This window comes from Kitasatospora sp. NPDC004289, from assembly GCF_053602875.1.
This window is the reverse complement of record NZ_JBSGEL010000128.1, coordinates 1-12,581: the sequence shown is the minus strand read 5'-3', so window position 1 is coordinate 12,581 and position 12,581 is coordinate 1. Positions and strand designations below refer to the sequence as shown.

Annotated in this window: 2 protein-coding genes; both read left to right on the top strand. The window is 76.8% G+C overall.

Annotated features, from left to right (window positions below; all coding sequences use genetic code 11):
• The first annotated feature begins 139 nt into the window (after nucleotides 1-139).
• Nucleotides 140-11,131 (top strand): amino acid adenylation domain-containing protein, encoded by a 10,992-nt coding sequence (locus ACWEPF_RS38665; protein ID WP_452176344.1) that lies wholly within the window; start codon nucleotides 140-142, stop codon nucleotides 11,129-11,131.
• Nucleotides 11,128-12,581 (top strand): condensation domain-containing protein (locus ACWEPF_RS38660; RefSeq protein WP_452176343.1); only part of this gene is annotated, 1,454 nt, incomplete at its 3' end. The genes ACWEPF_RS38665 and ACWEPF_RS38660, both read left to right, overlap by 4 nt.

The following is a 12,581-nucleotide window of genomic DNA, read 5'->3' as shown; positions in this document are numbered from 1 at the left end:
GCCTTCCCCGGTTCGACTCGCCGGCGGTGTTCGCCGGGCTGTTGGGCACGGACGCCCGTCACACCCCACGAGCCGGCGCCCGCACCACGGCCGGGCCGCGCCCCGCAACTCCCGCACCGCACCCCCGGAGAGACCGACCATGGCAGAGGCCAGCACCCAGCCGACGGAGACCACCGCGCAGGCCGCCCTGCCGCTCACCGCGGCCGAGGCGGGCGTGCTGGCCGCCCAGCGGATCGACCCGGAGAACCCCTGCTACAACGTCGGCCAGTACGTCGAGCTCGACGGCCCGCTGGACCCGGAGCTGCTGGAGCGGGCGCTGCGGCGGATGCTCGCCGAGGCCGACGGCCTGGACTTCCGCATCGGCGAGCGGGACGGCACCGCCTTCCGGCTGCCGCCGGTCTTCGACGCCGAGGCGTGGCGGCTGGAGCGGCTGGACACCCGGACGGCCGGGGACCCGGACGCCGCCGCGATCGCCGTGGTGCGCGAACTCCTGGCGCGGCCAGTCGAGTTGGCGGGGGACGGCCCGAAGCCGGGCGCGCTGCTGGCCCGGACCGGGGAGCAGCGGCACCTGCTCTTCCAGTGGTTCCACCACCTGGCGGTGGACGGCTACGCGGTGGCGATGCTCACCCGCCGGGTGGCCGAGGTGTACACCGAGCTGGCCGCCGGGCAGGAGCCCGGGCCCTCGCCGCTGCGGCCGGCGGCCGTGCTCGCCGAGGCCGAGGCCGCCTACCTGGCCTCCCCGCAGGCCGCCGAGGACCGCGCCTACTGGACGGCCCGGTTCGCCGACCTGCCCGGCGCCCCCGGGCTGACCGAGCTCACCGCCCCGGCCTCGGCCACCGTGCTCCGCCACCGGCTGGAGCTGACGGCCGCTCAGTCGGCCGCCGTGCTGGCCGCCGCCCGCACCGCCAAGGCCACCTGGGCCGAGGCCGCCACCGCCGGGTACGCCGCCTACCTGCACCGGATGACCGGCAGCGCCGAGCCGGTCATCGGCACCCACTTCATGGCCCGCACCGCCCCCGGTACCCTGCGGGTGGCCGGCACCGCCGTCAACATCCTCCCGCTGCGGCTGCCGGTGGACGGCGGCGAGGACTTCACCGCGCTGCTCCGCCGGGCCGCCGCCGTGCTCAAGGAGGCCCGCCGCCACCAGCACCACCGGGGCGAGGAGCTGCGCCGCGACCTGGGCCTGGTCGGCGCCGAACAGCGGCTCTACGGGCCGCTGTTGAACATCAAGCCGTTCGACCTGGCACTGGACTTCGCGGGAGTGGCCGGGCGCACCGTCAACCTCGCGGCCGGCCCGGTGGACGACCTCCAGCTGGCCGTCACCAAGAGCCCGGACGACGTGATCGCCCTGGAGTTCGACGCCAACCCCGCGCTGTACACCGCCGACGAGCTGGCCGCACACGCCGAGCGGTGCGCCGCGCTGCTGGTGGCGCTGGCCGAGGCGCCCGGGCGGGCGCTGCGGGAGCTGTCGCTGCTGACCGCTGCGGAGCGGTCGGCGCTCGACGGGTGGAACGCCACCGGGCGGCCGGCGGACGCCCGCTCGGTGGTCGAGCTGTTCGCCGAGCGGGCCGCCGCCGCGCCGGAGGCGGCCGCCGTGAGCGCCGTGGACGGCACCCTGACGTACGGTCAGCTGGACGAGCGGGTGGGCCGGCTCGCCGCGCTGCTCGCCGGTCGCGGCGCGGCGGGGCGCTTCGTGGCGCTCGCGGTGCCGAGGACCACCGCGCTGCCGGTGGCCGCGCTCGCCGTGCTCCGGGCCGGCGGCGCCTACCTGCCGATGGACCTGGACTACCCGGCCGACCGCCTCGCCTACATGGCCGAGGACGCCCGCCCGGTCTGCGCCGTCACCACGGCGGAGGCGGCCCACCTGGTGCCGGCCGGTGTGCCGGTGGTCGTGCTGGACGACCCGGCCACCGTCGCCGAGCTGGCCGTCCTGACCCCGGCCCCCGCCACCGCGCCGGACCCGGCCGCCCCCGCGTACGTCATCCACACTTCCGGCTCCACCGGCAGGCCCAAGGGCGTGGTGGTGGAGCACGGGGCGCTGGCCGCCTTCCTGGCCGCGATGCGCCCGCAGCTCGAACTCGGCCCGGGGGACTCACTGGTGGCCGTCACCACGGTGTCCTTCGACATCGCGGGGCTGGAGCTGCACGGCCCGCTGACCACCAGTGCCACCCTGGTCCTCGCCGACCGCGACACCGTGCTCGACCCGGCCGCGCTCGGTGCGCTGGTGCAGGCCCACCGACCCAAGGTGCTGCAGGCGACGCCCACCCTGTGGCACCTGCTGCTGACCGAGGCGGCGGAGTCGGCCGAGGCCGCCGACGGTGCCCACGAGGCGCTGGCCGGAGTGCACGCGCTGGTCGGCGGCGAGGCGCTGCCCGCCGAGCTGGCCGAGCGGCTGGCCCGGGCCACCCGGCGGGTGACCAACGTGTACGGCCCGACCGAGGTGACCATCTGGGCCACCTCCGCCGAGCTGGCGCCCGACCACACCGGTGTGCCCGGCATCGGCGTCCCGTTCGCCGGGACCAGGGCCCACGTCCTGGACGGCGCCCTGCGGCCCGTCCCGCCCGGTGTCCCCGGGGAGCTCTACCTGGCCGGCGGGCAGCTGGCCCGCGGCTACCTCGGCCGCCCCGGCCTGACCGCCGGCCGCTTCGTCGCCGACCCCTTCGACCACGGCGCCCGGATGTACCGCACCGGCGACCTGGTGCGCCGGACCCCGGAGGGCGGCCTGCACTTCCTCTCCCGGGTGGACGACCAGGTCAAGCTGCGCGGCTTCCGGATCGAACTCGGCGAGGTGGAGGCCGCGCTGACGGCCCGTCCGGGCGTCACCCGCGCCGTCGCCGTGGTCCGCGAGACCTCCCCCGGACGGCCGCAGCTGATCGCCTACGTCAGCGGTGCCGATGTCGACCCGGCCGCGCTGCGCACCGAGGTCGCCGCCGCCCTGCCCGAGTACATGGTCCCCGCCGCGGTCGTGGTGCTGGACGCCTTCCCGCTGACCGCCAACGGCAAGATCGACCGCCGGGCCCTGCCGGACCCGGAGCTCACCGCGACCGCCGGCCGGGCACCCCGGACCGAGACCGAGCGGGTGATCGCCGATCTGGTCAAGGAGGTGCTCGGCCTGGCCGAACTCGGCGTCGACGAGAACTTCTTCACCCTCGGCGGCGACTCCATCTCCGCCATCCAGCTGGGCAGCCGGGCCCGCCGGGCCGGATACGCCATCACGCCCCGGGTGGTCTTCGAGCGCCGCACCGTGGCGGGGATCGCCGCCGCCGTCGAGGCCGCGACCGCGACCGCGCCCGTGGAGACCGAGCAGCGCCCCCTGCTCGACCCCGAACAGCGCGAGCGCCTGCTCGCCGCCCACCCCGGGGCCGAGGACGTGCTGCCGCTCTCCCCGCTTCAGGAGGGCCTGCTCTTCCACGCCGAGCAGCAGCGTGCCGAGGACGCCGACGACCTCTACACCTCGCTCACCTCCCTCCAGCTGCGCGGCCCGCTGGACGGCGAGCGCTTGGCCGCCGCCGTGGACGGCGTGGTCAACCGGCACGCCGCGCTGCGCGCCTCCTTCACCACGGACGCCCTCGGCCGCCCTGTCCAGCTGATCGCCCGTCAGGTCACCGTCCCCTGGACCCGGCACGACCTGACCGCGCTGCCCGTCGAGCGGCAGGCCGCCGCGCTGGCCGAGATCGAGCAGCAGGAGGCCGCCCGCCGCTTCGACCTCACCGCCGCACCGCTGGTGCGCTGCGCCCTGGTCGCCCTCGGCGCCGACCACCACCACCTGGTGCTGACCCGTCACCACACCGTCATCGACGGCTGGTCGATGCCGGTGCTGCTGCGCGAGCTGTTCGCCGCCTACGGCGGCACGGAGATCGCCGCGCTGCCCGCCACCACCCCCTACGCCCGCCACCTGGAGCGGCTGGCGACCCAGGACCGGGCCGCCGACAGCGCGGCCTGGAGCGCTGCGCTCGCCGGTCTCGAAGGCCCGACCCTGCTGGCCGACGCGCTCGGCGCCCCGGCCTCCGGCTCGGCCCCCGGCCGGGAGCTGGAGCTCCCGATCGGCCCCGAGCTGGCCGCCGCCCTCACCGCCGCCGCCCGCTCCCACGGACTGACCCTCAACACCCTGGTCCAGGGCGCCTGGGCGATCCTGCTGACCCGCCTCACCGGCCGCGCCGACGTGGTCTTCGGCGCCACCGTCTCCGGCCGCCCCGCCGACCTGCCGGGCGTGGAGTCGATGGTCGGCCTGTTCTCCAACACCGTGCCGGTGCGCTTCGCGCCGCGCGAGGACGAGCCCGTCGCGGAGGCGCTGGCCCGGCTCCAGGCCGAGCAGTCCGCACTGCTCGACCACCAGCTGCTCGGCCTCGCCGAGATCCAGGCCCTCGCCGGGCAGGGCACGCTCTTCGACACCCTCCTGGTGGTCGAGAACTACCCCGTCGACCCGGACGCCCTGACGGCCCGTGGGATCCGGGTCGCCGGCCTCACCCACCGGGGCGCCACCCACTACCCGCTGACCGTGCTCACCCTGCCCGGCGAGCACCCGCAGCTCACCGTCGAGTACCGCCCCGACGTGTTCACCGACGCCCAAGCCGCCGCCGTCGGTGCCCGCCTGCTGCGCCTGCTCACCGCGCTCGCCGAGCACCCGCGCACCCCCGTCGGCGCGCTGGAGATCCTCGACCCCGCCGAGCGCGCCCAGCTGCTGGACGGCTGGAACGCCACCACCCGCCCGCTGCCCGGCGGCACCGTGCTGGACGTCTTCGCGGCCACCGCCGCCACCACCCCCGAGGCCCTCGCCGTGGTCTGCGGCGAGCAGCGCCTGACCTTCGCCGAGCTGGACGCCCGCGCCGAGCTGACCGCCCGTCACCTGGCGGCCCTGGGTGCCCGCCCCGGCACCGTGGTCGCCCTCGCGCTGCCGCGCTCCGCCGAGTCGGTCGCCGCCCTGCTGGGCGTGCTGAAGTCCGGCGCCGCCTACCTGCCGGTCGACCTGGACCACCCGGCCGAGCGCGTCGCCCTGATGCTGGAGGACGCCGAGCCGCTGCTCACCCTGACCACCGCCGAGGTGGCCGAGCGCCTGCCGGTCCTCGACGCGTACGGGCTCGGCCCGGTGCTGACGGAGCGTCTGGGCGAGCTGTCGGCCGAGCCGGTGGCCCCGCACCCGGACGACCTGGCCTACGTCATCCACACCTCCGGCTCCACCGGCCGCCCCAAGGGCGTCCAGGTGCCGCACCGGGGCCTGGCCAACATGCTGGAGCACCACGCCGCCACGGTCTTCGCCCGCGCCGTCGAGGCGGCCGGGGGCCGGCGCCTGCGGGCCGCGCACACCGCGTCGTTCTCCTTCGACTCCTCCTGGGAGCAGCTGCTCTGGCTGCTCACCGGGCACGAGCTGCGCGTCTACGGCGAGGAGCTGCGCCGCGACCCGGAGGCGCTGACGGCCCGTCTGCTGGCCGACCGGATCGACACCCTGGACGTCACCCCGTCCTTCGGCCGCCAGCTGGTCGAGTGCGGACTGCTGGACGACCCGGCGCACCGGCCGCTGCTCTTCCTGGTCGGCGGCGAGGCGGTGGACGAGGCGCTCTGGACCCGGCTGCGGGAGACCGAGGGCGTGATCGGCCACAACTTCTACGGCCCGACCGAGTACACGGTGGACACCCTCGGCGCCGACCTGGCCGACAGCCCGACCCCGTCCGTCGGCCGCCCGATCGGCAACACCCGGGTCTACGTGCTGGATTCACGTCTGCGCCCGGTGCCCGCCGGGGTGGCCGGTGAGCTCTACATCGCCGGCCCCGGCCTGGCCCGGGGCTACGGCAACCGCCCGGCGCTGACCGCCGCGCGCTTCACCGCCGACCCGTTCGGCGCCCCCGGCACCCGGATGTACCGCACCGGCGACCTGGTCCGCCACCGCCCCGACGGCACGCTGGACTACCTCGGCCGGGGCGACGACCAGGTGAAGATCCGCGGCTTCCGGGTCGAGCCCGGCGAGGCGGAGGCCGCGCTGGCCGCGCTGCCCGGGGTCACCCAGGCCGCCGTGCTGGTGCTCCCCGCCCCCGGCGGGGCCAAGCGCCTGGTCGGCTACGCCGCCCCCGCGCAGCTGGACATCGCCGTGCTGCGCAAGGCGCTGGCCACCACCCTGCCCGAGTACCTGGTGCCCTCCGCGATCGTGGCGCTGGACCGGCTGCCGCTGAACGTCAACGGCAAGCTGGACCGCCAGGCCCTGCCCGCGCCGGACGCCGCCGCCTACGCCGCGCCGGTCGGCCGGCCGCCCCGGGACGAGCGCGAGGCGCTGGTCTGTTCGGTCTTCGCCGAGGTGCTCGGCCTGCCCGCCGTCGGTCCGGACGAGGACTTCTTCGCCCTCGGCGGCCACTCGCTGCTCGCCACCCGGGTCACCGGCCGCCTGCGCGCCGGGCTCGGCGTGGAGACCGCCGTCCGGGACCTGTTCGAGACCCGCACCCCCGCCGCCCTCGCCACCCGCCTCGCGACGGCCGCCGCCGGGCGCCCCGGCCCGACCGCCCGCCCGCGCCCGGAGCTGCTGCCGCTCTCCGCCGCGCAGGCCCGGCTCTGGTTCCAGTACCGCCTGGACGGCGCCACCGCCGCCTACACCATCCCGTGCGCGGTGCGGATCGACGGCCCGCTGGACAGCGAGGTCCTGCGCGCCGCCTTCGGCGACGTGGTGGCCCGGCACGAGGCGCTCCGCACCGTCTTCCCGGACCGCGACGGCCGTCCGTTCCAGCGGATCCTGACGCCCGCTCGGGCCGGGGTGCCGTTCGCGGTGGAGGAGACCACCGTGCACCGGCTGTCGCGTGCGGTGGCCGCCGCCGGGGCGTACGCCTTCGAGCTGGCCGAGGAGATCCCGGTCCGCGCCACCCTGCTCACCACCGGGCCCGAGCGGCACGTGCTGAGCATCGCGGTGCACCACATCGCCGGTGACGAGTGGTCGGAGGGCGTGCTGCTGCGCGAGCTCGACCAGGCGTACGCGGCCCGGCTGGCCGGCTCCGAGCCCGGCTTCGCCCCGCTGCCGCTGCAGTACGCCGACTTCGCGCTCTGGCAGGCCGAGTTGCTGGCCGCGAGCGAGGGCCCGGCGGCCGAGCAGGGCGTCTACTGGGCACGGCAACTGGACGCTCTCCCGGCTGAGTTGGCGCTGCCCACCGACCGTCCCCGGCCGACCGAGCCGAGCGGGCGCGGTGGCGCCGTCCGGCTGGCGCTGCCCGAGGCGCTGCACACCGAGCTGCTGGCCTACGCCCGCCGACGCGGCGTCACTCCCTTCGTGGTCACCCAGGCCGCCGCCGCGCTGCTGCTCGGCACGCTGGCCGGGACGACGGACGTCGCCCTCGGCACGCCCGTCGCCGGGCGCACCGACGAGGCGGTGGAGTCGGTGGTGGGCTTCTTCGTCAACACCCTGGTGCTCCGTCACGACCTCGGTGGCGCCCCGAGCTTCGACCAACTGGTGGAGCGCAGCCGGGACGTGGTGTTCGGCGCGCTGGCCCACCAGGACCTGCCGTTCGACCGACTGGTGGAGATCGTCAACCCGGAGCGCTCGCTCGGCCGCCACCCGCTGTTCCAGGTGATGGTCCAGCACCGCAAGGCCACCGAGGGGCACGGCGGCCTGTTCGGCGCCCGCACCGAGCTGCTCCCGGACCCGGTGCACGCCGCCCGCTTCGACCTGGCGCTGAACTTCGCCGAGTCCGCCGACGGCTCCCGCACCGAGCTGACCGTGATCCACGCCGAGGACCTCTTCGACCGCGCGACCGCCCGGCTGTTCGGCGAGCGCCTGCTGGCCGTGCTCACGGCCGCGCTGGCCGCGCCCGGCCGGGAGGCGGCCCTGATCGAGCCACTCTCCGCGCAGGAGCGCCGGGGCCTGGCGGGGGAGTGGAACGCCACCGACCGCGAGGTCCGGGACGGCACCCTGCTGACCCGGATCGCCGAGCGGGTGGCCGCCACCCCCGAGGCCGTCGCGGTGGACTTCGAGGGCGCCACCCTGACCTACCGTCAGCTGGACGAGCGGGCGGGGAAGCTGGCCCGGGTGCTGGCCGCCCGGGGCGCCGGACCCGACCGGATCGTGGCCGTCGCGGTGCCGCGCTCGGCCGAGCTGATGGTGGCCCTGGTGGGCGTGCTCAAGTCCGGTGCCGCGTACCTGCCGCTGGACACCGAGTACCCGGCGGAGCGGCTGGCCACGATGGTCGAGGACGCCGCGCCCGTCGCCGTGCTCACCGTGCCGGGCGTGGAGCTCCCCGCCCTGCCCGGGGCGCCGCTGCTCGCGGTGGACGCCGACGGCCCGCAGGCCGAGCCCGCCGCCCCCGGCCCGGACCACGGCGCGTACGTCATCTTCACCTCCGGCTCCACCGGCCGTCCCAAGGGCGTGCTGGTCACCCACCGGGCCATCGTCAACCGGCTCGACTGGATGGCGGAGGTCTACCGCGTCACCGCCGAGGACCGGATCCTGCAGAAGACCCCGGCCAGCTTCGACGTCTCGGTCTGGGAGTTCTTCCTCCCGCTGGTCACCGGCGCCCGGGTGGTGCTCGCCCGCCCCGGCGGCCACCGCGACCCGGTGTACCTGGCCGGGCTCGCCGCCTCCACCGGGGTGACGGCCTGTCACTTCGTGCCCTCCATGCTGACGGCCTTCACCACCGCCGCCGAGCAGGACCCGGCGCTGCGGGAGGGCTTCACCGGCGTGCGGAAGGTGTTCTGCTCCGGCGAGGCGCTGCCCGCCGCGGCCGTCGACCGCTTCGCCGCGCTCTGGCCGCAGATCGAACTGCACAACCTCTACGGCCCCACCGAGGCCGCCGTGGACGTCACCTACCACCGGGCCTGGGCGGGGGCGGGCACCGTCCCGATCGGCCGCCCGGTCTGGAACACCAAGCTGTACGTGCTGGACGCCCGGCTGCGGCCGGTGCCGGTCGGCGTCCCCGGTGAGCTCTACCTGGCCGGCGTCCAGCTGGCCCGCGGCTACCTCGGCCGCCCCGGCCTGACGGCCGGCCGGTTCGTCGCCGACCCCTTCGCGGCCGGTGGCCGGATGTACCGCACCGGTGACCTGGTGCGCCGCCGGATCGACGGCGAGGTGGAGTACCTCGGTCGTACCGACGACCAGGTGAAGATCCGCGGCTTCCGGATCGAACTCGGCGAGGTGGAGGCCGCGTTGGCCGCCGTGCCGGGTGTCGCCCAGGCCGCCGTCACCGCCCGTGCCCTCACCGAGGGCGGCGCCCGGCAGCTGCTCGGCTACGTCACCGGCGCCGTCGACCCGGCCGCCGTGCGGTCCGCCCTGGCCGCCGCCCTGCCCGAGCACCTGGTGCCCGCCGTGGTCACTGTGCTGGACGCGCTGCCGCTGAGCGTCAACGGCAAGCTGGACCGCAAGGCGCTGCCCGACCCCGCGCGCGGTCCGGTGGCCGCCGCCCCGAGCGGGAAGCCCGCCGCCTCGATGGCCCGGGTCTTCGCGGAGGTGCTCGGCCTGGACTCGGTCGGCGAGGACGAGAACTTCTTCGCCCTCGGCGGCGACTCCATCGTCTCGATCCAGCTGGTCAGCAAGGCCCGCAAGGCCGGACTGGAGATCACCGCCAAGGACGTCTTCACCCACCCGACCCCGGCCGCGCTGGCCGCGGCCGCCACCGGTGTGGCCGACGCACCGTCAGCGGCCGTGCTCCCAGTGGCGCAGGACGGCGAGCTGCCCGCGCTGCCGGTGGTGCACTGGCTGCGCGAGCGCGGCGGCCCGATCGACCGCTTCAACCAGTCGGTGCTGCTCACCGTCCCGGCCGGGCTGGACGAGCGGGCCCTGCGCGCCGCGCTGGCGGCGCTGGCCGCCAACCACCCGGCGCTGCGCCTCAAGCTGGACCGCACCGACGGGGTGTGGACCCAGGAGGTGCTGCCCGCCGCCCAGGCCCCGGCCGTCGCCGACCCGGCCACCCTGCGGGTGGTCACCGGACTCGGGGCGCTCGCGGCGGAGGCCGACCGGGCCGCCGCCGGGCTGGACCCGGACAGCGGCCGGGTGCTGCGAGCGGTCTGGTTCGACGCCGGACCGCAGGACGGCCGCCTGCTGCTGACGGTTCACCACCTCGCCGTGGACGGCGTCTCCTGGCGCACCCTGCTGCCCGAGCTGGCCGACGGCTACGCCCGGGCCGCCGCCGGGCTCGCCCCCGCCGCCGAGCCGGAGGCGTACGGCATCGCCGACTGGGCCCGCGCCCTGCTGGCCGAGGCGCACCGCCGCCCCCGGGTTGCCGAGGCCGCCTACTGGCGCACCGCGCTGGCCGGCCCGGCCGGTCCGCTCGGGGAGCTGACCGCCGATCAGGAGCGGGACACCGTCTCGACCCTGCGCACCCTGCGCCGGACGCTCTCCGCCGACCGCACCGCACCGCTGCTCGCCGAGCTGCCGCAGGCCTTCAACGCGGGCGTGGACGAGGTGCTGCTGGCCGGGCTGGTGCTCGGCGCCGCGACCGCCCACCCGCAGGCCGCCCCCGTCCTCCGGATCGACCTGGAGGGCCACGGCCGGGGCGCCGAGCTGACCGGGGTGCCCGCGCCCGATCTGGCGCGCACCGTCGGCTGGTTGACCACCGTGCACCCCGTCCGGCTCGACCTGGCCGGGCTGGACCCGGCGGCCGCGCTCGCCGGCGGCGAGCAGGCCGGGCGCGTGCTCAAGCAGGTCAAGGAGCAGCTGCGGGCCGCCCCCGACAAGGGGTTCGGCTTCGGCCTGCTGCGCCACCTCAACCCGCAGACCGCCGCCCTGCTGGCCGGGGCCCGCCGCTCCGAGGTGCTGTTCAACTACCGCGGTCGGCTGGACGGCGCCGGAGCCCCGCTCGGCGGCTGGCCGTTCGCCCCGGCCGACGAGCGCGCCGTGGTGACCGCCGCGGCCGGGCCCGACCCGGCCCAGGCCGCCGGGTACCCGCTGGAGATCGACGCCGTGGTGCAGGGCGGCCCGGACGGGCGCCCCGAGCTGGCCGTCGAACTCAGCTGGCCCGAGGCGCTGCTGACCACCGCTCAGGCCGAGGCGCTGGCCGAGGGCTGGTTCGCCGCCCTCGACGCCCTGGCCCGGCACGGGGCCGGCGACGGGGCCGGTGGGCTCACCCCCTCCGACCTCGGCCTGGTCAGCCTCAAGCAGGCCCAGATCGACCGCCTGGAGGCCCGCCTGCGCGGCGGCGCCCGCCCGAGCCGCAGGCGCCGCCCGTGACCGCCCCCGACCGCCCCGTCCGTACCGAGAACCCCGAGAGCACCGAGAGCACCGTGACGAACTCCGCCGAACCGACCGACCAGCAGCCGGCCATGTCCGATCTGGAGGACGTCTACCCGCTGTCCTCGCTCCAGGAGGGCCTGCTCTTCCACGCCCTCTACGACGACGCCGCGCAGGACGTCTACGTGGTGCAGTCGCACCTCGACCTGGCCGGGGACGTCGACACCGCCCGGCTGGCCGCCGCCGTGGACGCGCTGCTCGTGCGGCACGCCAACCTTCGGGCCGGGTTCTGGTACGAGGACCCGGAGGCGGTGGTCCAGTTCGTCCCGCGCACCGTGGCCACCCCGCTGCGCGAGGCCGATCTGACCGCGTTCGCAGGACAGGCCCGGGAGGCCGCCCTGGACGCGGCGATGGCCGAGGACCGGCAGCGCCGCTTCGACCTCTCCGCCCCGCCGCTGCTGCGGCTCACCCTGGCCCGGCTCGGCGCGGACTCGGTGCGGCTGGTGATCACCTGTCACCACCTGTTGCTGGACGGCTGGTCGATGCCGATCCTGGTGCGCGAACTGCTGGCGCTCTACGGCTCGTACGGCGACGCCGCCGTCCTGCCGCCGGTGCGCCCGTACCGGGACCACCTCGCTCTGCTCGCCACCCGGGACACCGCCGCCGCCGAGGCCGCCTGGGCCGAGGCACTGGCCGGCTTCGACCAGCCGCACCCCGTCGGCCCCGCCGTCTCCGCCGCGCCCACCGCCACCGTGGAGCTCACCGCCGGGCCCGAGCTGTCCGCCGCGGTGACCGCCGCCGCCCGCTCGCGCGGCCTGACCCTCGGCAACCTCGCTCACACCCTCTGGGCCGTGCAGCTCGGCTCGCTCACCGGCACCGCCGACGTGGTCTTCGGCACCACCGTCTCCGGCCGCCCCGACGACCTGCCGGGCGCGGAGGGCATGGTCGGCCTCTTCATCAACACCGTGCCCGTCCGGGTCCGGCTCTCGGCCACCGACACGCTGGCCAGCGCCACCGCCCGGGTGCAGCGCGAGCAGGCCGCCCTGATGGCCCATCAGCACCTGGGCCTGGCCGCGATCCAGAAGCAGGCCGCCGCCGAGGGCCCGCTCTTCGACACCCTGCTGGTGGTGGAGAACTACCAGGGCAGCGGCGAGGGCCTCGCCGAGTCCTTCGGCGCGCCCGCCGGGCTGGCGATCACCGGCCTCGGCGCCCGGGACGCCACCCACTACCCGCTCGGCCTGACCCTGCTGCCCGGCAGCGAGCTGCGGATCGAACTCGACCACCGCACCGACCTGTTCACCCCCGCCGAGGCCGCCCTCGCCGCCCGGCGCTTCCTCGCCCTGCTGGCCGCCTTCGCCGCCGAGCCGGACACCCCGCTGGCCCGGCTCGACCTGCTCACCGCGGACGAGCGCGCCGCGCTGCCCGCCGCCGTCTCCGGCGGCCCGCTGGC